Here is a 23,020-nt window from a genome sequence, read left to right as displayed (position 1 = left end):
CCCCCCCCCCCCCCCCGGCCCTTGCAGATCGCGGAGCCTTGAAAACGGCGTGCCGAAGACCGGCTTTCGCTGGAACGGTGCCATGGTCGCAATCGCAGCCTCTACCGGCGGGGTGGAGGCGATCCAGCGGATCGTGACAGGCTTCCCAGCCGATTGTCCCCCGACGCTGATCGTCCAGCACATGCCCTGCGGCATAACCCCGCTGTTCGCCGATCGGCTGGACCGGCACAGCCTGCCGCACGTCGTCGAGGCGCTGGACGGCATGCCGATCAGGCAGGGCATGGTCTGCATTGCACCGGGCGGTGCGCAGCATCTCGTCGTGGAGCATGCCTCGCCGCTGCGCTGTCGGCTGCTCGATGCGCCCCCGGTCAACGGGCATCGACCCTCGGCTGATTGCATGTTCGAATCACTGACCCACCGGCCTGCAGGCAAGGTGGTCGCGGTCGTGCTGACCGGCATGGGCGATGATGGCGCGCAGGGGCTTTTAAAACTTCGTAACCTCGGCATGCGCACAATCGCTCAGGACGAGTCCAGCGCGCTGGTCTTCGGGATGCCCAAGGTTGCAGCCGAATGCGGAGCGGCCGAACAGATCCTACCATTGGACAGGATCGCGGAGAGGATATTGGAGCTATGCCAATGCTGAACACGGCTGGGAATGCCCCGATGACGATCCGCCGTAATGTGCTCCAGGGCGAGTTCGAGGTCTCGCGCGACCCCGATGTGGTGCTGACCACCGTGCTCGGGAGCTGCATCGCCTGCTGCCTGCACGATCCGGTGGCCAGGATCGGCGGCATGAACCATTTCCTGCTCGCCTCGCCGCCGAGCTCTCGATCGGGCCTGGGCGACGATGCGCGGCGCTATGGCCTGTATGCCATGGAACTGCTGGTCAACGAGATGATCAAGCTCGGGGCTGTCAGGGCGACCATGCGTGCGCACCTTTATGGGGGTGCCAACATGCACAGCGGGATGCGCGCGATAGGCACCGAGAACACCCGCTTTGCCGAGGAATTTCTGCGGGCGGATGGCATCGAGCTGGTGCGTTCGGACACCGGCGGGGTGCAGGCTCGGCGGCTCGATCTGCAGCCTGCAACCGGCCGGGTGCGCTGCCGGTCCGTGCAGGGCGATGTCCCGCAGGCGCCCGTAGCGCGGGTCCCGGTCACCACCGGCGATGTCGAACTGTTCTGATGGAGGAGGGGGTAGGATGACCAAGGCGATACTCACCGTGGATGACAGCCCGAGCCTGAGAATGGTGTTGCGCGAGGCGCTGACCGGAGCCGGCCACAAGGTCGTGGAAGCCGAGGACGGGCTCGCCGCGCTCGAATGGCTCGAGACCCATCAGCCGCAACTGGTCATTACCGATATCACCATGCCCCGGCTCGATGGCCTGGCGCTGATCGAGCAGCTCAGAAGCCGCGAGACCATGCGCGATCTTCCCATCCTGGTGCTCACCACCGAAAGCGCTCCCGCCAGCAAGGCGCGGGCACGGGCAGCAGGAGCCACCGGGTGGATCGCCAAGCCGTTCGATCCGGAAAAGCTCAACTCGGCCATCCGCCGTGTGATCCATTGAGGCAGAAGCCGATGCAGATACAGCTCATCACGTTCGAGATTGATGCCAAGATGCTCGCCGTCGACATTATGGCTGTTCGCGAAATCCGCGCCTGGACGCCGACCACGCCGATCCCCAATGCTCCACCGTTCGTCCGCGGCGTGGTGAACCTGCGCGGGTTGGTCCTTCCGGTGATCGACCTGTCTGAACGGCTCGGCTGGGGCAGGGTCGAGCCCAACGAGCGTAACGTGATCATCGTCGTCGAAATTGCAGGACAGATGACCGGGCTCATCGTCGGCAGCGTCAACGATATCGTCACGGTCGACGATTCGGAAATCCAGCCGCCGCCGAACATGGGCGGACCCGATACCGAAAACATGCTGGAGGGGCTCGCGAGCGTGGAAGACCGCATGGCCATGATCCTGAAGCTCGGATACATGGGCGCAGGGGCCGATATGGCCGCGGTTCTGGAGGCTGCGTAAGGCTGGATCGGGAGGGATGGCTCAACGATGATGACGTCCAAGCACCAACGCGCAGAGGTCCGCCAAGCGGAGCGGATGCTGCACGATATTTGGCCAAAAGGGGCCGCAGCATGAGCAGGGCGGCACTCTCGCACAAGCTGCGGTTGCAGATCGCGGACGAGCTCGATTGCGCCCGGCAAGAGATCGAACGATTGGGCGAACTGCTGTGCAGCGACCCTGCGCTGGTTGCCGCACATATGAACAGCCTTCAGGCGCTCGACATGATCGGCCAGCAACAGCTTGCGCTTGCTGCCGTGCTGCGCGCCGAGGATCCGCAGTCGGCGATCGCCCATACCCCGCTGGAACAGTTGCGCGAACGCTTGGAAAAGGCGCTCGATTAACCATTGGTCAACCATCTTTGGTAAGGGTGAACAGCGTGTACACGCCGAATATCCTTATCGTCGAGGACGATGACGCCTTGCGGGGCGAGCTTGTCGAGCTGCTCAAGGCGCTCGGCGCGATAGCCATCGGCGTGCCCGACGGTGCACAGGCGATGCATGCCTGGAAGCTGCAGCCGTTCGATCTGGTGCTGTGCGACTACAAGCTGCGCGCCGAAAGCGGGCTCGACGTGCTCAGGGCGCTGGGCGATCTGGCCAATGCCCCTGCGGCCGACCATTGCTATCTGATGACCGCGCATGTCGATCTGACGGCGGCGGCGCAGCGCGATATCGCATCAATCACCACAGGCCTTCTGCACAAGCCGATTGATGCCAAGACGCTGCGCCGGATCGTTGCCGATGCAGCGGAGGCAGGCCGATGCTGAGCGTCAACTATCCCCAGGGCTTTCGTGTCGTGCTGCCCTATCTGTGGCCGATGGCGCTGCTGGCGCTTGCCGCCGCTACCGGGCTTTCGGCGATCCGTCTGGTCGCCGCGCCGGGGTTCGAATTCTATCTCGGCCCGCTTTTCTACCTCCTCGCCTATCGCTGGTTCGGATTGAAAGCGGGCCTGGTCACGGCAATCGCCACCATGCTTCCTTCACTTTGGTGGTGGGGGCATCCGATGTCGGTGCTGCTGGCCATCGGGCATGTCCTGGCGATAGACCGCTTTTCCGGCGAGGATCGCAGTCTTTCGACGGTCACGTTTTTCTATCAGCTCCTGGTCGGCGCGATCGCCAGCCTCATCTGGCTGACTTTTCCGCAACCGCTGTCGCCCGAGATCGTGCTGGATATCGCAGTGCGCCGCATCCTGTGCGAAACGTTGCTCGCGGCCTGCGCTGACCTGGTTCTGCTCGCGGTGCTGGTCGACACGACGCGTGGCCGTGTTCGGCGGGTCCGCAAACTGGGTCTTCAGCAATCGATCGAGGCGCTCGTTTCGATAGCGGTGGCCGGCGCAGCGATGCTGTTTCTGCTGGGCGAACTAAACCATGTGAATGAGCGACTGGAACTGCATCATCAGGATGTCGTTTCCGCCGTCCACGCCTTGCCCTATCGCAACGCGTTGCAATCCGGCAGGACCTATTGGTTGAGCATGCACGGCGTCGATACTCCCATGCCCTTCATGAAGGTTGCGTCGAGTGCGATGGGGCAGGCTGGCCCTGGCCTTGGGTGCCATGTATTCGACGATGGCCGCGGCGATGGCACCGGACGGCAGTCGCTGCGCTATTGGCTCGACATGTGCTATGCAGTCCCGCTTGGCGCAGGCGAGATGGCGCTCGTTTCACCGCGTGGGCATGTCATCGATCTGTATCGCGATGTCTTGAACGGCATCTCGCCGCTCATGGCGTATCTGGGCCTCGCCCAGATCGGGCTGCTGATGTTCGGCGCGTCGGTGCGTCGCTCCTCGCGCGTGCTCAGCCAGGCGCTGCTCGGCTTTGGCCGAAGCTATGTCACCACGCGCCCAACCGCGCCGTTTCGCGAAGCCGATCGGTTGGTTGGCGCGTTCATCGCCGCCAATAACGAGTTCGTGGCGTTCGAACGTCAGCGCGTGCACCTGATGCGAACGGTCGAGGAGCTCAGATCGGCGATCGATCTCAGGCTGCTCAGCGATATCCGGTTCGACGCCCAGCGCGGAGAATTGCGTTACGCGAAGATCGATCCCACGTCGGGACGGCGCAGCGCCAGCCTGGCTGTGCACTCCGGCGACAGTGCGCATTTCCAGTCGCTCGCGGGGCAGGGCGAAATCATGGTCGAATTTCGCCGCGGGCGGGACCAGGATGATCAATGGTATCTGCTGATCGCACGCGATTACGATCAGGAGAGCGACAGCTGGCGTTATGGCTGTCTCATCCGCTTGCGCACCGCCAAGGCGTTTCAGACGCAGATGCGCCACAGCGCACGCCTGATGGAATTGGGCGGCATGGCCTCTGCGCTGAGCCATGAACTGCGCCAGCCGCTGTTCACCATCTCGCTGGCGGCGGAAAACGCCCAGTTGCTGATGCAGAGCGGCCAGATCGATCCTGAACGCATGGCGGCCAAGCTCGGGCGGATCGTCGAACAGGTCGAACGGGCCAACGCCATCATCCAGCGCACCTCGTCCTATGCCAGAACCGAGCGGGACGAGCGGGTCGACATGGATATCTGCCAGGCGGTCCGGAATGCCGTTCGATTCATGCGCCCTGTAATGACCGAGCGCGATATCGACCTGCAGATCGTGATTCCGGATGCGCTGCCCCTGATGTCGCTGCCGCGGATCGGGATCGAACAGATTATCGTCAACGCCCTGCAGAACGCTGCCGACTCGATCGATACGCGGCGCGAGAATGAGGAAGACGCGTCGATCATGGGCGCGGTCAGGGTGCAGGTGGAGCAGCTTGACCAGACCATCGTGCTTAACGTGCAGGACAATGGCGCCGGGCTTGACCCCAGCATCCGCAGCAATGCCTTCAATGCGTTCTGCACCACCAAGCCCGAAGGCAAGGGAACGGGATTGGGATTGTTCGTCTGTCGGCAGATCATGGACGAGGTTGGCGGATCGATCGCGATTGCCGATAATGCGCAGGCGCCGGGGGCCACGCTGACCCTGCGCTTTCCTCTGGCCAAAGGAGGTTGAACGATGGACATGCGCGAAGCACGCCACGTTTACATTGTCGATGACGATGCCGAGGTGCGCGCAGAACTGAGTGAAGCGCTGGAATTGCGGGGATTTGTCGTCCAGGCTTTCGACAGCGGCGATGGATTTGTTGCGCAGCAGGCCGAGCTGACACCGGGCTGCGTGGTGCTCCACCTCAACATGCCGGGCCTGGGCGGCATGGACGTGCAGCAGGCCCTGGTCGATCGCGGCAGTCCGCACAAGATCGTGATGCTGACCGGCGCTGGATCTGTCTCCACGGCGGTGCGTGCGATCCACGCTGGGGCGATAGACTTTCTCGAAAAGCCGTTCCATGTCGACGATCTCGTCCGGTCGATCGGCAGCGCGGTCAACCGTCAGTTGCAGGAAGTCCAGCAGGACAGCCGACGCCGCCAGGCCGAGGAGCTGATCGGGCGGCTGTCCGATCGCGAGCGCGATGTGCTGTGCGGGATGGTGCTGGGGCTGGCGAACAAGATCATTGCCTATCGGCTCAACCTGTCGCCACGCACGGTCGAAGCCTATCGCGCGCAGCTGATGAGCAAGCTGGGCGTGCGCAGTCTGGCCGAAGCGGTGCAAATCGCAATGGAGGCGGGGCTGGAGCCGCGCGGCGCGATCCTCCGCACGCATCCGGAAGCCTGAATCACCTGCGTCGATAACAGATCAGCAGGCGATATCGCGGCGGACAAAATCGGTCGCCAGCGCCTCGGTCAGCGCCGGGGCGATCAGGAAGCCCTGTATGCTGTCGCATTCGAGCCGTCTGAGCAGCCGGGCCTGCGCAGCCTGCTCGACCCCCTCCGCGACCACTTTCAGCCCCAGCCGGTGCGCCAGATCGATGACGCTTTCCACGATCACGCGGTCCTTGCCATCGACGCAGATCGCTTCGATGAAGCTGCGATCGATCTTGACATGGTTGATCGGCAGCTGGCGCAAATGGGTGAGCGAGGCGAACCCGGTGCCGAAATCATCAAAGGCAATCTCGACCCCCAGCGCATTGAGCCGGTCGACTGCGTCGCGCACCGCTCTGGCGCCGCGATCGAGCAACATGCCTTCGGTAATCTCGATGCACAGCTGCTCGCCGCTGATCCGGCCGCTTTCGACCGCATCGGCGATCCTGTCGACAAAGGCGCGCGCGCGAAAATCGCCGAGCGTCGCGTTGATCGCGATCCACTGGAACGGAACGCCCTCCGCCTTCCACCGATCGATCTGACCGAGCACCTCGGTGAGCACGAAATTGCCGATCTCCGCGGCGATCTGCTCGTCTTCGAACACCTCTCCGAAGGTGGCGGGCGTGTGAATGCCTCCATCCGCGCGTCGCCAGCGCAGCAGCGCCTCGAACGCCATCGGCTGACCACCGGCCAGATTGACGATCGGCTGGTAGAGGATGAACAGCTCATTGCGTTCCATGGCATGCGTGATCGCAGTGCGCAGGCCGGCGCGCTGGTCGGCCGCCTCGCGGTAGGAGGGCTTGAATCGGCGCGCGCAGCCCCGCCCGGATTGCTTGGCCGCATAGAGCGCAAGGTCGGCGCTCTTCAGCAGGCTCGCAGCGTCCTTTCCGTCGCGCGGAAACAGCGCTGCGCCGATGCTGGCATGGATGGTGCAGTCATCCATCTCTGCGACTGGCTTGCGCCGCAGTGCGGCGAGAACGCCGTCGAGCCGCTGCTGGAGGTGCGTGCCATCCTCCTCGTGCAGGATGACGGCGAATTCGTCGCCGCCAAGCCGGCCGATGGCATCGCATTCGCCCAGTTCTGCACGCAGAGCCTGACCAACCGCGATCAGCAACTGGTCTCCGGCATGGTGCCCGGCGCTGTCGTTGATGTCCTTGAAATGATCGATATCCAGGATCGCGGTGGCGAACGGTGTTCCCTTGCATGTCGCCGTGACCATCAGCTCCAGGAAGCGGCGGCGGTTGGCCAGCCGGGTCAGCGGATCGATATTGGCCAGCCGCCAGAGCCGCTGCTCTGCCTCCTTCTGCGGCGTGACGTCGAAACGGATCGCGGTATAGCCCGACCGGTCGCGATGCGGGACGATGGTGGTATCTACCCAGTAGAGCCGCCCACACTTGGCGCGGTTGCAGATCACATCGTGCCAGACATTGCCCCGCGATATGGTGCGGTAAAGGTTCTGGAAAAAGGCGCGGTCATGCGCCCCGGAGGCAAGGATGCGATGGTTCGCACCGATGAGCTCGGCCTCGGAATAGCCGCTCAGTTCGCAGAACTTGGCATTGACCGATGTGATCCTTCCCGCCCGGTCGGTGACGGCGACGATCGCGGCAGCGTCGAGCGCCTCGCGCTGGAAATTGGCGAGATCGGCAAGCTCTTGGAGCTGCCCGCTCTGCAACAGGCTGCGGCTTTGCAGGATAGCCAGTTCACGGTCGAGCCGCTGGCCTTCCGCCTCGCTAACGGGGCTGGTCCCGTTCCGAAATTCGCTCGCATCCCTTTGAACCGACATAGAATTTTCCTGCATCTTGCTCTGTCGAGTCAGCGCTTGGCCGCTTAACAAAGGGTGAAATACAGGGTTTCTACGGTACGTGTGCAGCCGGGGCGGCCACGCCTCAGAGACGCGCAGCCCCGGCCCGATTCAGGGCGCCAGGGTCATTCGGCCGCGACGCGCTGCTCGACATTTTGCGGGCCGCGGATCAACGTGCCGGGCCGCGCTGCCGTTACTTCGCCGTCGCGGAAGGTAATCTCGCCCGACTTGATCGTGGCGATATAGCCATCGGCCTTTTGCAGCAACCGCTTGCCGCCGGCGGGCAGATCGAACGCGAGCCAGGGGCGCGATAGGCGCAGCCGCTTGAAGTCGATCACGTTGACGTCGGCCAGATAGCCGGGCTTGAGGACGCCGCGATCGTTGAGGCCATAGAGCCGCGCAGTATCGTGGCACTGGCGCTTGACCGCGAGTTCCACCGGGATCGTGCCCGCCTTGCGGTCGCGCGCCCAGTAGCTCAGCAGGAAGGTGGGCGCTGCGGCATCGCAGATCGTGCCGCAATGCGCGCCGCCATCCGAGAGCGAAACCACGGTATCGTCGCGTTCGAGCAGCCCCTTGATGAATTCCAGATTGCCGTCCTGATAGTTGAGAATGGGCAGATAGATGAACCCGGTGCCCTCATTTTCCATCAGCACGTCATAGGCATATTCCGCCGGATCGCGCCCAGCCGCATCGGCAACGAGCGCGATGCTCTCCTCACGTGTCGGTTCGTAGCTGAAGCCGTCGACGAGCGGGAATTGCAGCGCCCATCCGGCGGTGACCAGCATGAACAGGGCAGCGGTATCCATCGAGGGCGGCGGCAAATTGTCCTCGGCGAGCAGCTTCGCCTTGAAGGCAGGATCCTTGAGATGGGCCAGCTGCTCTTCCCATGGCAGGCCTGCGATCGCCTGCCAGCTCGGCCGCTGGACGAACGGGTGGACCGTACCGCGCCACGCCATGACCACGCCGGTGCCGCGCAACGAGATCTGCGCGACGACATGCCCGCCGGTGCGATTGGCCTCCTCGCACGCCGCCATCTGTTCGGTCCAGTGCATCTGCTTCATCGGCGATTGCAGCATCGCGAAGGTGACAGGCAGCCCCGTCTCCTTCGACAGCGCGGTCATCCAGTCGAACTCCTTCCATTCGGGAACGAGGTCGGAGGCCATTTCAAACACGCCATAGCCGACATTGCCCATCGCGCGGCCGATGCCGATCAGTTCGCGCGCGGTTGCGGTCGTGCCGGGAACCAGCTCGCCGTCGATCGACTTGTGCAGCACCGTGCGCGAGGACGAAAAACCGAGCGCGCCTGCGCGCAGCCCATCCTCGACGATTCTCGACATCGCAGCGATGTCCGCATCGGTCGGCTCTTCATTGGCCGCGCCGCGCTCGCCCATCACATAGGCGCGCACAGCGCCATGCGGCACGTGCGTGCCGATATCGATCGTGCGCGGCAGACGCTCGAGCGAGTCGAGATATTCGGGGAAAGTCTCCCAGTCCCAGCTCATCCCTTCGGCCAGCGCGGTGCCCGGAATGTCCTCGACGCCTTCCATCAGACCGATCAGCCATTCGTGCTTGTCGGGCGCCGCTGGCGCAAAGCCGACACCGCAATTGCCCATCACGACCGTGGTCACGCCGTGCCAGGACGATGGCGCCATGACGTCATCCCAGGTCGCCTGGCCGTCATAATGCGTGTGGACATCGACAAATCCCGGTGTGACGATCAGCCCTTCGGCATCGATTTCCTGGCGTCCCGGCCCGTTGACCTTGCCGACCACCGCGATGGTGTCGCCGGTGATGGCGATATCGCCGACAAAGGGCGCGCCGCCCAGGCCATCGTAGATCGTGCCATTGCGAATGATCAGGTCGTACACCGGTTCAGGCTCCTCATCCTTGCCGCCGCGCCGGGTCTGCTGCCTGGTCGTCTGACGGTTCGGTGGGGATGCTACGCGAGTTTCGGCGAAAGGGAAGGGGGTAGCGGTATGGTTGCGCAACCGCTCAGACCGTCTCCATGGCCCGCGCCACCGCCAGGAACTCCTCGACGCTCAGCGTCTCGGCCCGCCGCGCCGGGTCGATCCCCACGGCTTCCAGCGCCGCGAGCGCGCCGGGCAGGCCCTTGAGGCTCTGGCGCAGCATCTTGCGTCGCTGGCCGAAGGCGGCAGCCGTGATCGCCTCTAGCCGCGCGGCCCTGATCCCGACGGGCATCTCCGCCGGCGTCAGATGCACGATCGCCGACATCACCTTGGGCGGCGGGGTGAAGGCGCTGCGGTGCACCTTCATCGCCAGCCGCGCGTGGCAGCGCCACTGGCTGAGGATCGCGAGCCTGCCATAGGCATCGCTGTCGGGCGCGGCGACGATCCGGTCGGCGACCTCGCGCTGGAACATCAGCGTGAGCGACAACCATTGCGGCGGCCAGTCCTGCCCGCTCAGCCAGCCGATCAGCAGCGCGGTTCCGACATTATAGGGCAGGTTGGACGCGATATGGCACGGGCCGGGCATCACGCTCGCGAGCGGGATCTCGAGCGCATCGCCCTCGATCACCTTCAATTGGCCCGGAAAGGCTTCGCCCAGTTCGGCGAGCGCCGGCAGGCAGCGCCGATCGCGCTCGATCGCGGTGACGTTTGCCCCGGCGCGGAGCAGCGCCCGTGTCAGCCCGCCCGGGCCTGGGCCGATCTCGAGCACATCCTGCCCGTCCAGCTCTCCGGGCACCGCCGCGATCCGGTCGAGCAATTGCTCGTCGAGCAGGAAATTCTGCCCCAGCGCCTTGCTCGCAGCGAGGCCATGGCGCGCGATGACGTCACGCAGTGGGGGCAGGGCAGGGACGGGCGTGCGCATCAACCGTCGTACGACTGGCGATGTGTCCAGGCCGCACCCGCCATGCGGATCGCGGCGATCATCGAACGCGGGCTGGCCAGCCCTTTGCCCGCGATGTCGAACGCGGTGCCATGGTCGGGCGAGGTGCGCACGATCGGCAGGCCCAAAGTCATGTTGACCGCATCGTCGAAATGCAGCGCCTTGACCGGGATCAGCGCCTGGTCGTGATATTGGCATAGCGCCACGTCATATCGCGCTCGCGCAGCGGCGTGGAACATGGTGTCGGCGGGCAGGGGGCCTGCCACCAGAAAGCCCTCGTCGCGCAGGATGTCGATCGCGGGCTGGATGATCTCCATCTCCTCGCGGCCCATGCTGCCCTGCTCGCCGGCATGCGGGTTGAGCCCGGCAATGGCGAGGCGCGGGCGCTCGATGCCGAAATTGCGCGCCAGCCCCTTGGCCGCCGCACGCGCCCGATTGACGATGAGTTCGGTCGACAGCGCTCCCGGCACATCGGCGATACCGATATGCACCGTGATCGGAATGACGCGCAGTTCGGGACCGGCGAGCAGCATCGCGACATTCTGGCGCGAAACGCCGCAGGCCTCGGCGATGAATTCGGTCTGGCCGGGAAAGTTGAAACCGACCTTCTGCAGCTGGATCTTGGAGATCGGCGCCGTCACGATGCCGCAGGCCGTGCCTGCGCGCGCCAGACCCACGCCCATTTCCAGTGCCTGCAGCGCGCAGCGCGCGCCGTCGAGATCGGGCTCGCCGGGGATCACCGTGCCGCTGTCGATGACCGGCAGCACGGGCAAGGCGGTAGCAAAGGCGTCTCGCGCCTCTCCGGGGTCGCCGATGACCTGGATCGGCCCGCTCCACACCGCCTCGAACGCGCGTGGGTCGCCCACGGCAAAAAACGGCGTCAGACCCTCGGCCTCGCGCGCGTCCCAGCTCTTGCCGATGATTTCCGGGCCGATACCGGCGGGATCACCGGCCGAAATGGCCAGCAATTGCGTCACGCGAGGCACCGACCGGGGTGCATCAGTTATACTCGATCACGGCGTCGCGGCGAAGGTCGCGCAGATAGATCTGCGCGCGGCGATTGACCTTTTCCTCTTCCATATTGGCCATCAGCTGTTCGGGGCTGGGGCCGCCATCGGCCGAAGGGTCATCGCGGCCGCAAAGCACGAGCACGCGCACGCCATCCTTGACCGAGCCGAAAGGCTGGGTCGCTTCGCCGATCGACAGGGCGAGCAGCGTGTCCTGCAACGGCGCAGGCAGTTCGCGCACGGGCACCTGATCGTTGTTGGTGACAGTGGCGCCGAGCTGCTTGGCGATCTCATCGGCCGCGCCGCAACCCTTGATCTGCCGCGTAGCCGAAGCGAACTCGGACGCGCGCCTGGTCGCATCGGCCTCTGAGATGCCGGGCGGAAAGGCGATCGAAAGCTGCTTGAGGCCGAGCAGAGCATCGCGCGGGTTGGCGGTCAGCACCTGGCGCTTGTCGATCAGATAGATCAGCGAGAAGCCGCCGGGAATCTCGATCGGTCCTGCGAGCTGGCCGACCTGCATGTCACGTGCAACGACGCCGAGCGCGGGCGGCAGCTGTCCGAGCTGGATCCAGCCCAGATCGCCGCCCACCGCTGCGGTCGAGGCCTCGGAAAACTGGCGGGCATAGGCGACGAACGATCCGCCCTGCTGCAGCTGCTGCACGATCTGTGCCGCGTTCCTGGCGACTTCGGCACGGTTCTGCGAGTTGGCGGAGAGGTAGATTTCGCCGATGCGATATTCCTCGGTACCCTTGTTGGCCTTCAATCGCTCGATGACTTCCTTCACCTCCTCTTCGGAGACGTTGATGAAGGGGGTGACGTTGCGGCCGAGCAGGCGCTGCCAGGCGAGTTCGCCGCGGATCTGGCGCTTGAGCGAGCGCGGCGAGGAGCCGATGCTGGCCAGATACTTGTCGAGCGCGCCGGTATCGCGCCGGAAATTCTGCTGCGCGACCTGCGCATAGGTCCGCTCGACCTGGTTCTCGTCGACCTTGATGTCGTTGGCGGCGGCTTCCTGGATCTGCAGCGTCTCGTCGATCAGGTTGCGAAGGACCTGAAGGCGCAGGCGCTGGCGCTCTTCGTCGGAAACCGGCGCGTCGTTGGCGGCGAGGATCAGCGCCACGCGCTCGTCAATATCGGTGCCGGTGATGATCTCGCTGTTGACGATTGCGGTGGCGCGGCGGACATTCGGGTCCTGCTTGCCGAAGATCGTCAGCCCCTCGGGCACGTTGAGCGAGGTGTCGGGCATCGCCGCTGCATCATCCTGCACCGTCTGGCCGGTGGCGGGGAGGGCGAGGCCGGCGATCAGCGCGCTGGCCAGCGTGGTCCGGGCCAGCTTGCGGGTACGGATCGCGAAAGTGTTCAATGCGTGCAAGCTCATATCTTCCTGAATGGGACAAAGCGACCCCTTGCCCAAAATCGGCTTAACCGTGGCTGAGCGGGGCGGTGAATATCGCCTTTGCGATCAAAAGCCAAGGTTGCGCAGGGCGACACGCAGCAGAAAGGTATCGCCGCGCTGGGCATCGCCCACCGGGATATAGTCGCGCCGCCAGGTGACGCCGAGCTCGAGGCAGTCATCTTCATAGGCGACGCCCAGCCGGGTGCGGATAGGCTGGAAGCCGTCCGCCTGCAGCGCCGGGTCCTCTTCGCGATCGCTGAGATCGAACACGCCTGCACCGAAGATCGACCAGTAGCGCGCGATGCGCACCCGACCTGCGACACGTAGTTCCTCGCGGTCCTGCAGGTCCTCGATCTCCGGACCGATATCGCGGTTGAGCCTGAGATAGCCTACCTGGACATAGGTCTGGCGACCACCCACGGTGACATCGACTTCGTTGCGGCGCACCGCAAGATTGTCCTTGTCGAGCCGGAAGCGGTGGGTGTAGCGGATGAAGTTGCGCAGCTTCAGGTCCAGCCGCCCGACCACGTCCGAGGTGCGATTGCCCAGGCCCGTGCCTTCGGGCAGGAAATCGCGCTCGTCATCGAAGCGATAGCTTTGCCCGACGACGGCGTTCAATTGCATGCCCGGACGCTGGAGCGACCATTCGACCCCGTAGACGACGCGCACGCCCTCTTCCATCCGGTCATAGCCGGGCAGACGATTGAGCGAGAAAAGATTGCTGTCTTCCAGTTCGATCGCGCGCGAATCCTCGTTGGGCAGTTCCAGATTGCCCGTAGTGGGAGTTGCCACGACCTGCACGCGCGGGCTCAGCACCTGGGTGCCGCCAAAGGCTTCGCCGACGAACGGCCAGCGCATGTCCGCCGCGATCGATCCGCTGGCGCGCGCCTTGAGGCCGGATTCGCCGCGATAGATCAGCGTGTTAGTGAGCGCATTGTCGCTGCTGTTGTAGACGTCGCCGCGCGCCAGTGCGGTCAATGTGAATTCCTGGCCAAGGCCGGTCAGGCGGCGCATGTCCCAGCGGGCCTGAGCAAAGGCGCGCTGCGTGTCCTGGCCGGAGGTGCGGCCGATGGCGAGCGTGTTGAGCTGGAACTCGACCTTCCCGCCCGCAACCTGGTCGGGCATGCGATAGCGCCAGTCGACCACCGGCAGCGCGATCGGCACCTGGCCCTGCGGATCATTGACGCGCAAGGTCTGTGTCGCCCAACCGGCGAGCGAGAAATAGCTGTTCGGCCCAATCCGCTCCGCCTCTATCGTCGAACGCAGCCGGTCTTCGCGGCTCACGTCATAGCGGCGCAGGAAGGTGCGGTCGGTGACCGCACGGATCGATCCGCTGATGCTCCACGCCTCGTCCAGCTGGAACCGACCCGTCGCATCGAAATAGCCGCGAAAATCGTTCTGGCTGTCCGGCGCGACATTGCCGGCACCCACCGGGATGCGTGATCCGGCGGTGGCATAGCCGGTGATCTGATAGGCCCCGCGATCGGTGAGCGCGCGATAGGTCGCATTCACCATCGGCAGCGCTTCGGTGAACACCGATCCGGTGACGGTCAGATCGCGATTGGGCGCCAGGCTGATATAATAAGGCAGGCTGAGCTGGACGCCATTGGCCTGGCTGAAGCGGATATCGGGAACGAGTATGCCCGATCCGCTGCCTTCGCCCACCGGATGGCTGAGCCCGGGCATCGGGATGACGGGCAGGCCGAACAGCTCGAGCCGCGCGCCGTCATAACGCACGCGCTTGTCGGCAGGGTTATAGACCACCTTGATCGCGCGGAGCTGCCAGCTCGGCTTCTTGGGCTTGCCGGTGGGGGTTTCCACCAGACAGGCCGAATAGGCGGCATTTTCGAGCGTGATGACGCCATCGGTCCGGGTGCCACGGCTGGCGACCATGCGGCCGCCGGCTTCGAGCACGACCAGGATATTCTCGATCACGCCATCGCGGATCGATTCGGTCAGCTCGATCGAATCGCCGTAAAGCTTGTTGCCTTCGGCATCGGTGATCTGGACGCCGCCATTGGCGCGCACCTGGCCGCTCTTGCGATCCCAGGTGACGGTGTCGGCGACCAGCGACTGGTCTTCGCGGACCAGCAGCACGTTGCCGGTGGCGGTGACGACATCGGCATTGCTGTCATAATCGAGCCGGTCGGCAGTGAATTCGATGACCTGCTGTTCCTCGCCGGCGGCGCCTGCGGCAGGCGCGCTCTGGTCATCGGCATAGCGCACGATGTCCTTGCGCGTGAACGTCAGATTCTCGCCGAGCAGATAGCTGGTGCGTGTGCAGACGGGTTGCGCTACGGCCTGGTCCGCGGCGAGCGCAGGGGCAGCCTGCGCTGCGAGCAGCGCCGATCCCAGCAACAAACCTGTCCGTGAAAAGCGCAAGCCAGCCATCCGTCGATTCATGCGGTGGTTGTTATCGCCCAGAATCACGGGCCGTCCACGCGCCAGAATCGCGCCTATTGCACTGCAAAAGCCCGAGCGCAAACCGCTTTCGATGGTCCGTTTAAGGCTGCGGCAAATGCTGGCAAACAAAACGAACCTGTCCTATCGCTTGCAAGCTGCGATCTGCCACCAATATGGCACGCAGCGCCGTGTCGCCCCTTTGCGCCGCTCTGTCATAGGCGCGACATGGTTCACAATCGATTAACCGGCCGACCGGCCCGCCTTTCGGGGACCCTTTGATGAACATTGTTTTCGACGCTTCCGCAGACGCTTATGCCGTGATCGCCTATCCGGTCGCCAAGGATGAGCTGGCCAGCCTCAACCTGCCGCTCGAATCCGGTAAAGTGGTGATCGATGGCGCGAAAGCGGCGCGTTTCGAGGGCGGCGCGGGCGAGGTGTTCGACATTTTCGTGAGCGAAGGCGGCAAGACGCTGCGCGTCGCGCTGGTCGGCACTGGCGGTCAGTCGCGCACCGATCTGGAGCGCGCCGGCGGTCAGCTGGTCGCCAAATATCAGCGCTCGGGCGTGGTCTCGCTCGCCGTCGACATGGGGCTTGGCGCGCTGGGCGGCAATCGCGAGGGCGCGAGCCAGTTCCTGTTTGGTGCGACGCTGCGCAGCTGGGCGCACGATCATTATCGCACCAAGCTGCCCGCGAAGCAGAAGGTGAGCCTGGGCGAGATCGGCGTCGTCAATGGGCCAGCGGGACTCGGTGCGGTGTGGACCGACCAGGCCGCGATTGCCGAGGGCGTCGCCTTCACCCGCGATCTGGTGACCGAGCCTGCGAACGTGATCTACCCGGAAAGCTTCGTCGAACGCTGCCGGCATCTCGAGTCGCTGGGCGTGGAGATCACCGTGCTGGGCCAGGAAGAGATGGCCAAGCTCGGCATGGGCGCGCTGCTCGGCGTGGCCCAGGGTTCGGTGCGTCCGCCGCGGCTGATCGCGATGCGCTGGAACGGCACGGGTGACGCCCATACCAAGCCTGTGGTGCTGGTCGGCAAGGGTGTGACCTTCGATACGGGCGGCATCTCGATCAAGCCCGCTGCCGGCATGGAAGACATGAAGTGGGACATGGGCGGCGCAGGCGCGGTCGCTGGCACGATGAAGGCGCTCGCCGGACGCAAGGCCAAGACGCATGTCGTCGGCATTTGCGGACTGGTCGAGAACATGCCCGACGGCAATGCCCAGCGCCCCGGCGACGTGGTCACCAGCATGTCGGGTCAGACGATCGAGGTGATCAACACCGACGCAGAGGGCCGTCTGGTGCTGTGCGACGCGCTCCACTGGGCGCAGGAGAATTACGAGCCCGAATATATCGTCGATCTGGCGACGCTGACCGGCGCGATCATCATCTCGCTCGCCGACCAGCATGCCGGGCTGTTCAGCAACGACGATGGCCTGGCCGAAAAGCTGACCGCTGCGGGCAAGCTGGCGGGCGATCCGCTGTGGCGCTTCCCGCTGAGCAGCGCCTATGACAAAATGATCGACAGCCCGATTGCCGACATGAAGAATGTCGGCGCCAAGGGCGGCGGATCGATCACCGCAGCGCAGTTCCTGCAGCGCTTCATCAAGCCCGGTGTCAAATGGGCGCATCTCGATATTGCCGGCATGGTCTGGGCCGACAAGCCCGGCCCGGTCTGGGACAAGGGTGCGACTGGTTATGGGGTTCGTCTTCTGAATCAGTGGATTGCAGACAATTTCGAGAATTGATCTGAAGGCGATTTGGCGCTCTGGGCTCGAAGCCCTCCCCCTTGATGGGGGAGGGTTGGGTGGGGGTTGCCTTGCCAGATTTTGCCGATGGCCAAGGGACGCCAAATCTGCACCAAGTCGAACCATCACCCTCACCGCTGCGACTAGGTGGCAGAGCCACCAAGTCTCGCTGCCTCTCCCATCGAGGGAGAGAGGGAGTGCGGTAACCTCCCCTACACAAAGGCGATAGAAATGCAGGTCGATTTTTATCACCTGACGCGCGATCCCGCCGAGCGGGTGCTGCCGCTTCTGGCGGAGCGCACGCTGGCGCTCGGGCAGCGCATGCTGGTGCTGTCGGCCGATGCCGGGCATCGTCAGGCGTTGAGCACCGCTTTGTGGTCGCTCAAGCCCGACAGTTTCCTCGCGCATGGCGAGATCGATGGGCCCAATCCCCAGGTGCAGCCGATCCTGCTCGCCGATCGGGTCGAGCCCACCAATGGCGCGCGATTCATCGCGCTGGCCGACGGGCTTTGGCGCGACGAGGCGCTGCGTTTCGACCGCGTGTTCCTGCTGTTCGGCGAGGCGACGATCGCCGATGCGCGCAAGGCCTGGGTCGCGCTGGGCGAGCGCGAGGGGCTGGAACGCCATTACTGGAAACAGGATGGCGGCAAATGGGTTGAACAGACCCCCGGCAAGCGTCAGGATGCGCGCGAACCATAGGAGACGGTGGAATGCGCAACTCTTTGATGGCAGTCGCAGCGGTGGTGCTGCTGGCAGGCTGCGGCGGCGAGAAGACCGTCTATAGCGATGCTGAGGGCAATGAGGTCAAGGTGACCCGCGAGGGCGATGGCGATGCCTCTGAGGTCAAGATCACCAGCGCGGATGGCTCGGCGACCGTCAACATCAACGCGGGCGCAACCGATGCCAAACTGCCGTTCGGGCTGGAAGTCTATCCCGGTGCCAAGGTCGTCTCGACGATGAACAGCAACAGCGACGGCAATACCGGTGCGATGGTGGTCATGGAAAGCAGCGCCAGGCCCGATGCCGTCATCGCCTGGTATCGCAAGTCGGTCGAGGGCAAGGGCTTCAAGGTCGAGACCGAAATCACCACCGGCGATATGCGCGCCATCGCAGGAACGAAGGATGGCGGCTCGTTCACCTTGCAGGTTGCTCCCGCGGATGCGGGATCGTCGATCACGCTAATCGCAGGGGCAAGCTGAGCGGGCAGGTGAGACCGCTCCGGCAGCGGTTTTCCTTGCAGCGCACAATCCGGCCCGCTAGGGGCGGCGGCGAATCGCGCCGTGCGTGCGCGAGGCTCAACACCCAATAGCAGGAGCATCCCCATGGCCGTCACCCGGACCTTTTCGATCATCAAGCCCGACGCCACCCGTCGCAACCTGACCGGTGCGGTCACAAAGATGCTGGAAGAAGCCGGCCTGCGCGTCGTCGCTTCCAAGCGCATCCACATGACCCGCGAACAGGCCGAAGGCTTCTACGCCGTGCACCGCGAGCGTCCTTTCTTCGGTGAGCTGGTCGAGTTCATGATCTCGGGCCCCGTTGTTGTACAGGTGCTGGAAGGCGAAGACGCCGTGAAGCGCAACCGCGACATCATGGGTGCGACCAACCCCGCCAATGCCGAGCCGGGCACCATCCGCAAGGAACTGGCCGAGAGCATCGAAGCCAATTCGGTCCATGGTTCGGACAGCGAAGAGAATGCCGCGATCGAAATCGCCTATTTCTTCAAGCCGGAAGAAATCGTCGGCTGATCATCATGCCACGCGCTGCCGGGCCCGATCTGAACCCGGCAGCGCTGGCATCGCCGCCCGTGCGCGGCACCCGCGATCGCCTGGCCAGGCTGCGGATCGCGATGACCTATTTCTGGCGGCACCACCGCCTGCCAGACCTGGAAGATCCCCGCCGCTTCACCGAATTCGTCCAGCGCCGCAAGCTGGTCGACCGCGACCCGCGCATGCCGGTCTGCTCGGACAAGCTCGCCGCCAAGGCCTATGTGGCCGACTGGCTCGGACGCGAATGGACCACCCCGACGCTCTGGCAGGGTGATGTGCTGCCGGAAACGCCAGCCTGGCCCCTGCCTCTGGTCGTCAAGTCGCGTCATGGCTGCAATCAGCGCGCCTTTGTCCGCTCATCGCGCGATGACTGGGAGGCGGTGCGACGCAGGAGCAAGGCCTGGATGGCCCAACCCTATGGCCTCTGGCTCGATGAATGGCTCTATCGCGAAATCCCGCGCGGGCTGCTGGTCGAACCTTTTATCGGCACAGGCGGGCAGCTCCCCATAGACTACAAGCTCTATGTTTTCGGAGGCGAGGTGGCGTGCATCCAGGTGCATCTGGAGCGGGAGACGCGGCATCGCTGGATGCTGTTCGACCGCCAGTGGCGGCGCTTCTCGTCGCCGACACGCGATCCCGACCCTGCCAAGCCCAGCTCGCTGGACCGGATGATCGTGGCCGCCGAAACGCTGGGGCAGGGCTTCGATTTCGTCCGCGTCGATTTTTACGAGATTGCCGGAACCCCCCGCTTCGGCGAGATGACCTTCTATCCTGGCTCGGGTCTCGATCCGTTCGATCCGCCGGAGATCGACCTCATGCTGGGTCAACTCTGGGCGAAAGCCCGCAGCCAGCAACTGCCGGTCAGAACTCCGCCGCGATGTCCATGAACTTCGTCAGCCGCTTCGGCGCGACGCTGCGCCAGCTGCGGTGCAGCCAGTCTGCGATATGCTCCCAATCGGTGCGGCCCGTATCGAGCCGGATCGCGATCCAGCCCGAGGGCGCGTAGAATTTGGGCAAGTAATAGAGCTCGGGATCCTGATCCACCAGCGCGGCCTGCTCGTCCGCACCGCTGGTCTTGACGAGCAGCGCGATCGCTTCCTCGCCATGATGGTGGATCGAGACATAAGCGAAATACTTGCCCGACTTCTCGCCCCCGACGCGCCAGCCGGGCGCGCCGTGCGAAGGACGTGCATCGGTCTCGGGAAGCGCGAGGGCCAGTTCGCCGACCTTGGCGACGATCCAGTCGGGATCACTCTCGCGCGAGACATAATCGGCCAGGGTACGCGAATAGAGCTGGTGTTCGGCGATCAGCACGCGCGCGGCGAGGCATTCTGCGCTGTCGCCCGGCAGGATCGCAACCTCGATCTGGCCGAGCACCGGGCCGTCATCGAGCTCTGCCGTCACAAGGTGCACGCTGCACCCGGCAACCTTGTCCCCCGCATCGATCGCGCGCTGGTGCGTGTGCAGCCCTTTGTATTTGGGCAGCAGCGAGGGATGGATGTTGAGCATCCGCCCCTCCCAGCTCCGCACGAAACCGGGGGTGAGGATGCGCATATAGCCGGCAAGCGCGACATGATCGGCGCCGCTGGCACGGATGGCCTTGTCCATCGCCGCGTCATGGCTCTCGCGATCCATGCCCTTGTGCGACAGCGCGAAGGTCGGCACGCCTTCGGCCTCGGCAAGCTTCAGCCCTCCGGCACTGGGATCGTTCGAGGCGACCAGCACCACCTCATAGGGGCAAGATGGCGCGCGCGAGGCATAGAGCAACGCGGCCATATTGGTGCCGCTGCCCGAGATCAGGATGGCGAGCCGGGCCTTAGCCGGCATGGGTGGCGCTCCACGCCGATTTCGCGCTCCAGGTCTCGATCGATCCGCTGACCGTACAGCCCTTGTCGCCCGGCTCGATGCGGCCGATGCGGTGGACGGTCTCGCCGGCAGCTTCGAGATCGGCGGTCACGCTGGCGACATCGCTTTCGGCCACCACCAGCACCATGCCGATGCCGCAGTTGAAGGTGCGCGCCATTTCCTCGGGTTCGATATTGCCCTGCGCCTGCAGGAACGCCATCAACCGCGTCTGGGCCCAGGCATCGGCATCGACATGCGCATGCGCGCCTTCAGGCAGCACGCGCGGGATGTTCTCGAGCAGGCCGCCGCCGGTGATATGCGCCATCGCGGCGATCCGGCCCGATTTCACCACCGGCAGCAGCGAAGACACATAGATTCGCGTCGGTGCGATCAGCGCGTCGATGAGCAGGATCTCCTGATCGAACAGGGCCGGGCGGTTCATCTTCCAGCCCTTGTCGGCTGCGAGACGTCGCACCAGCGAATAGCCGTTCGAATGCACGCCCGACGAGGCGAGGCCGAGCAGGACGTCGCCCGGCTTCACACGGTCGCCGGTCAGCACCTCGTCGCGCTCGACCGCGCCGACGCAGAAGCCGGCCAGGTCGTAATCGCCCGGCGCGTACATGCCCGGCATTTCGGCGGTCTCGCCGCCGATCAGCGCGCATCCTGCGAGCTTGCAGCCATCGGCAATGCCCGCGACGACGCGCTCGGCAACGCCGGTGTCGAGCTTGCCGGTCGCGAAATAGTCGAGGAAAAACAGCGGCTCGGCACCCTGAACGATCAGATCATTGACGCACATCGCGACCAGATCGATGCCGATTGCATCGTGCCGGTCATGGTCGATGGCGAGCTTTACCTTGGTGCCCACGCCATCGTTCGCCGCGACCAGCAACGGGTCCTTGAAACCGGCGGCCTTGAGATCGAAAAAGCCGCCAAAGCCCCCCAGTTCGGCATTGGCGCCGGGGCGCGCGGTCGCCTTGGCCAGGGGCCCGATGGCCTTGACCAGCGCATTGCCCGCAGCGATCGAAACACCTGCTTGAGCATAGCTGTAACTTGTCGGATTTGGCGCGTCGCCGGTCTTGTCAGTCATGGCCAGAGCGGTTAGCGACTTCTCGCTTGGATTTCCACGCCATTGTCGCCAAAAGAGCGGCCACGCCGCCGCCGGAGACGGGCAGGGGGCGACAAGCTCGTTTTCGCGCGGTTGTTTGAAGCTAGGATACATTGATCACCAGCCTGCCCCTGCAACGTCCGGCGCCCAGAATTTCTCGCGTCTGGATCGCCTTCGCCCTGTTCGCGCTGCTGCTTGGCGCGGGCGCGCTGGTCTATGCCCAGATCGAGGGTGATCGCGGTATTCCGCCGATCGCCAGCGGCGGCGATTTCGAAGTGAGCGGGGTCAAGGTCGACGGCTCGGGCAAGAATGCCGACGAAGCCCGCTCCAACGCCTGGCGCGATGCGCAGCGCAAGGGCTGGCAGAAGCTGTGGGCGCAGATGAACCGCTCGGGCGCTGCCCCCAAGCTCAGCGATTCGGCGCTCGACGGCATCGTCTCGGCGATCGTCGTCGAAAACGAGCAGATCGGCCCGCGCCGCTATATCGCCACCCTGGGTGTGCTGTTCGATCGCGCACGCGCCGGTGAGCTGCTCGGCGTCAGTGGATCGGTGCTCCGATCGGCGCCGATGCTGGTGGTGCCCATCTATATCAGCGGCGGCTCTGCGCAGACCTTCGAGAACCGCACGCCCTGGCAGGCGGCCTGGGCGCGTTATCGCACCGCCGAGAGCATCGTCGATTATATCCGCCCTTACGGATCGGGCGCGGATTCGCTGCTGGTCAACGCCGCGCAGACCGGACGCCGCAGCCGCACCTGGTGGCGCCTCATTCTCGACCAGTTCGGCGCTGCCGATGTCGTCATCCCGGTGGTCCAGGTTGAACGGCAATATCCCGGCGGCCCGATCACCGGACGCTTTGCCGCGCGCTTCGGGCCGGACAGCCGCTTGCTGGGCAGCTTCACGCTGAAGGCCCGCAACAGCGATGGCCTGGCCGCGATGCTCGATCAGGGCATCAAGCGGCTCGATCGCATCTATGCCGGTGCCGTGCGTTCGGGCGAGCTCCGCCCCGATTCGTCGCTGATCATCGAGAAGCCGGTCGAGGTCGTGGAAGAGATGCTCGACGACACGCTGGCAGAGGACATTCCCGTCGAGTCTGGCGGGCTGACCACGGGCGCGCAGATCATCTCGATCCAGTTCGACACCCCGGATGTGGCGGCCGTACAGGCGGGCGAACGCCTGGTGCGCGGCATTCCCGGCGTCACCTCGGCCAGTACCGCCAGCCTGGCGCTCGGGGGCACCTCGGTGATGCAGGTCAATGCGCAGATCGATATCGATGCGCTGCGCGGTGCGCTCGAGGCGCGCGGCTATCGTGTCCAGCAGGGGCCCGGGGTGCTGCGAATCTCGCGCGCGGCCCCGGCACCTGGCGGCGGATGA

General features: G+C 64.9%; 22 protein-coding genes. 14 read left to right on the top strand and 8 right to left on the bottom strand.

The features are described from left to right. From OPU69_RS07815 to OPU69_RS07780, 8 genes are all read left to right on the top strand, one after another. Window positions 1-643 (top strand): CheB methylesterase domain-containing protein (locus tag OPU69_RS07815; protein ID WP_498510197.1); only part of this gene is annotated, 643 nt, incomplete at its 5' end. A gap of 20 nt (window positions 644-663) precedes the next feature. Continuing rightward, window positions 664-1,185 (top strand): chemotaxis protein CheD, encoded by a 522-nt coding sequence (locus OPU69_RS07810; RefSeq protein ID WP_498510195.1) that lies wholly within the window; start codon window positions 664-666, stop codon window positions 1,183-1,185. Between the two features lie 16 nt (window positions 1,186-1,201). After that, window positions 1,202-1,567: a response regulator gene (locus tag OPU69_RS07805; RefSeq protein WP_060979823.1), complete on the top strand. Its 366-nt coding sequence runs from the start codon at window positions 1,202-1,204 to the stop codon at window positions 1,565-1,567. 11 nt (window positions 1,568-1,578) lie between these two features. Then, window positions 1,579-2,028, top strand: coding sequence for a chemotaxis protein CheW (locus OPU69_RS07800; protein WP_060979822.1), 450 nt, complete (start codon window positions 1,579-1,581; stop codon window positions 2,026-2,028). A 110-nt stretch (window positions 2,029-2,138) separates the two neighbouring features. After that, on the top strand, window positions 2,139-2,408 hold the full coding sequence (locus OPU69_RS07795; RefSeq protein ID WP_498510192.1) for a hypothetical protein: 270 nt from the start codon (window positions 2,139-2,141) through the stop codon (window positions 2,406-2,408). Window positions 2,409-2,443: 35 nt separating this feature from the next. Next, window positions 2,444-2,830 carry a response regulator gene (locus tag OPU69_RS07790; RefSeq protein ID WP_157759182.1) on the top strand — a complete coding sequence of 129 codons (387 nt, stop codon included), beginning with the start codon at window positions 2,444-2,446 and terminating at the stop codon, window positions 2,828-2,830. Continuing rightward, window positions 2,824-5,055, top strand: coding sequence for a sensor histidine kinase (locus OPU69_RS07785; protein WP_498510190.1), 2,232 nt, complete (start codon window positions 2,824-2,826; stop codon window positions 5,053-5,055). The genes OPU69_RS07790 and OPU69_RS07785 overlap by 7 nt, the downstream gene beginning before the upstream one ends. A gap of 3 nt (window positions 5,056-5,058) precedes the next feature. Beyond that, window positions 5,059-5,712, top strand: a complete 654-nt coding sequence (locus tag OPU69_RS07780; protein WP_498510188.1) for a response regulator transcription factor — start codon at window positions 5,059-5,061, stop codon at window positions 5,710-5,712. Window positions 5,713-5,733: 21 nt separating this feature from the next. On the opposite strand, the gene OPU69_RS07775 is transcribed toward OPU69_RS07780, so the two are convergent. From OPU69_RS07775 to OPU69_RS07750, 6 genes are all read right to left on the bottom strand, one after another. Next, window positions 5,734-7,521 carry a putative bifunctional diguanylate cyclase/phosphodiesterase gene (locus OPU69_RS07775; protein ID WP_498510186.1) on the bottom strand — a complete coding sequence of 596 codons (1,788 nt, stop codon included), beginning with the start codon at window positions 7,519-7,521 and terminating at the stop codon, window positions 5,734-5,736. A 143-nt stretch (window positions 7,522-7,664) separates the two neighbouring features. After that, entirely contained in the window at window positions 7,665-9,407 is a 1,743-nt protein-coding gene (locus OPU69_RS07770) for an N-acyl-D-amino-acid deacylase family protein (RefSeq protein ID WP_066114466.1), read from the bottom strand. A 124-nt stretch (window positions 9,408-9,531) separates the two neighbouring features. Further along, window positions 9,532-10,368, bottom strand: a complete 837-nt coding sequence (rsmA, locus tag OPU69_RS07765) for a 16S rRNA (adenine(1518)-N(6)/adenine(1519)-N(6))-dimethyltransferase RsmA (RefSeq protein WP_498510183.1) — start codon at window positions 10,366-10,368, stop codon at window positions 9,532-9,534. Further along, window positions 10,368-11,363 (bottom strand): 4-hydroxythreonine-4-phosphate dehydrogenase PdxA, encoded by a 996-nt coding sequence (gene pdxA / locus OPU69_RS07760; RefSeq protein WP_060979814.1) that lies wholly within the window; start codon window positions 11,361-11,363, stop codon window positions 10,368-10,370. The genes rsmA and pdxA overlap by 1 nt, the downstream gene beginning before the upstream one ends. 22 nt (window positions 11,364-11,385) lie before the next feature. Further along, window positions 11,386-12,768: a peptidylprolyl isomerase gene (locus OPU69_RS07755; protein ID WP_498510181.1), complete on the bottom strand. Its 1,383-nt coding sequence runs from the start codon at window positions 12,766-12,768 to the stop codon at window positions 11,386-11,388. 84 nt (window positions 12,769-12,852) lie between these two features. Next, window positions 12,853-15,144, bottom strand: coding sequence for an LPS-assembly protein LptD (locus tag OPU69_RS07750; protein ID WP_498510179.1), 2,292 nt, complete (start codon window positions 15,142-15,144; stop codon window positions 12,853-12,855). A 323-nt stretch (window positions 15,145-15,467) separates the two neighbouring features. On the opposite strand from OPU69_RS07750, the gene OPU69_RS07745 reads away from it, so the two are divergent. The 5 genes from OPU69_RS07745 to OPU69_RS07725 all read left to right on the top strand — a co-directional run bounded on the left by OPU69_RS07745 (window position 15,468) and on the right by OPU69_RS07725 (window position 19,587). Next, complete coding sequence (locus OPU69_RS07745; RefSeq protein WP_498510177.1) at window positions 15,468-16,934, top strand: leucyl aminopeptidase; 1,467 nt, start codon at window positions 15,468-15,470, stop codon at window positions 16,932-16,934. Window positions 16,935-17,165: 231 nt separating this feature from the next. Continuing rightward, the gene (locus OPU69_RS07740; protein ID WP_498510175.1) at window positions 17,166-17,633 is read left to right on the top strand and encodes a DNA polymerase III subunit chi; all 468 of its coding nucleotides are present in this window, start codon (window positions 17,166-17,168) and stop codon (window positions 17,631-17,633) included. Window positions 17,634-17,644: 11 nt separating this feature from the next. After that, window positions 17,645-18,133, top strand: a complete 489-nt coding sequence (locus tag OPU69_RS07735; protein WP_498510173.1) for a hypothetical protein — start codon at window positions 17,645-17,647, stop codon at window positions 18,131-18,133. Between the two features lie 123 nt (window positions 18,134-18,256). Next, window positions 18,257-18,679 (top strand): nucleoside-diphosphate kinase, encoded by a 423-nt coding sequence (gene ndk / locus OPU69_RS07730; protein WP_023837915.1) that lies wholly within the window; start codon window positions 18,257-18,259, stop codon window positions 18,677-18,679. A gap of 5 nt (window positions 18,680-18,684) precedes the next feature. Beyond that, entirely contained in the window at window positions 18,685-19,587 is a 903-nt protein-coding gene (locus OPU69_RS07725; protein ID WP_081096988.1) for an ATP-grasp fold amidoligase family protein, read from the top strand. On the opposite strand, the gene purN is transcribed toward OPU69_RS07725, so the two are convergent. Continuing rightward, window positions 19,562-20,527: a phosphoribosylglycinamide formyltransferase gene (gene purN / locus OPU69_RS07720; protein ID WP_060979553.1), complete on the bottom strand. Its 966-nt coding sequence runs from the start codon at window positions 20,525-20,527 to the stop codon at window positions 19,562-19,564. The genes OPU69_RS07725 and purN overlap by 26 nt on opposite strands. Continuing rightward, window positions 20,517-21,632, bottom strand: coding sequence for a phosphoribosylformylglycinamidine cyclo-ligase (gene purM / locus OPU69_RS07715; RefSeq protein WP_060979554.1), 1,116 nt, complete (start codon window positions 21,630-21,632; stop codon window positions 20,517-20,519). Before purM ends, purN begins: the two co-directional genes overlap by 11 nt. A 131-nt stretch (window positions 21,633-21,763) precedes the next feature. Between purM and OPU69_RS07710 the strand changes: the two genes are divergently transcribed. Further along, a complete protein-coding gene (locus tag OPU69_RS07710; RefSeq protein ID WP_498510170.1) occupies window positions 21,764-23,020 on the top strand; it encodes a heavy-metal-associated domain-containing protein in 1,257 nt (418 codons plus the stop codon).

This window comes from Blastomonas sp. 34TW (assembly GCF_059803595.1).
The sequence above is the reverse complement of the archived record's forward strand: the minus strand, read 5'-3'. Positions and strand labels throughout refer to the sequence as shown.

Bases quoted from the DNA above. Each gene is read 5' to 3' on its own strand.
- OPU69_RS07810 (WP_498510195.1), top strand. From the start codon at position 664: ATGACGATCCGCCGTAATGTGCTCCAGGGCGAGTTCGAGGTCTCGCGC.
- OPU69_RS07805 (WP_060979823.1), top strand. From the start codon at position 1,202: ATGACCAAGGCGATACTCACCGTGGATGACAGCCCGAGCCTGAGAATG.
- OPU69_RS07800 (WP_060979822.1), top strand. From the start codon at position 1,579: ATGCAGATACAGCTCATCACGTTCGAGATTGATGCCAAGATGCTCGCC.
- OPU69_RS07795 (WP_498510192.1), top strand. From the start codon at position 2,139: ATGAGCAGGGCGGCACTCTCGCACAAGCTGCGGTTGCAGATCGCGGAC.
- OPU69_RS07785 (WP_498510190.1), top strand. From the start codon at position 2,824: ATGCTGAGCGTCAACTATCCCCAGGGCTTTCGTGTCGTGCTGCCCTAT.
- OPU69_RS07780 (WP_498510188.1), top strand. From the start codon at position 5,059: ATGGACATGCGCGAAGCACGCCACGTTTACATTGTCGATGACGATGCC.
- OPU69_RS07775 (WP_498510186.1), bottom strand. From the start codon at position 7,521: ATGTCGGTTCAAAGGGATGCGAGCGAATTTCGGAACGGGACCAGCCCC.
- rsmA (WP_498510183.1), bottom strand. From the start codon at position 10,368: ATGCGCACGCCCGTCCCTGCCCTGCCCCCACTGCGTGACGTCATCGCG.
- OPU69_RS07755 (WP_498510181.1), bottom strand. From the start codon at position 12,768: ATGAGCTTGCACGCATTGAACACTTTCGCGATCCGTACCCGCAAGCTG.
- OPU69_RS07745 (WP_498510177.1), top strand. From the start codon at position 15,468: ATGAACATTGTTTTCGACGCTTCCGCAGACGCTTATGCCGTGATCGCC.
- OPU69_RS07740 (WP_498510175.1), top strand. From the start codon at position 17,166: ATGCAGGTCGATTTTTATCACCTGACGCGCGATCCCGCCGAGCGGGTG.
- OPU69_RS07735 (WP_498510173.1), top strand. From the start codon at position 17,645: ATGCGCAACTCTTTGATGGCAGTCGCAGCGGTGGTGCTGCTGGCAGGC.
- ndk (WP_023837915.1), top strand. From the start codon at position 18,257: ATGGCCGTCACCCGGACCTTTTCGATCATCAAGCCCGACGCCACCCGT.
- OPU69_RS07725 (WP_081096988.1), top strand. From the start codon at position 18,685: ATGCCACGCGCTGCCGGGCCCGATCTGAACCCGGCAGCGCTGGCATCG.
- purN (WP_060979553.1), bottom strand. From the start codon at position 20,527: ATGCCGGCTAAGGCCCGGCTCGCCATCCTGATCTCGGGCAGCGGCACC.
- purM (WP_060979554.1), bottom strand. From the start codon at position 21,632: ATGACTGACAAGACCGGCGACGCGCCAAATCCGACAAGTTACAGCTAT.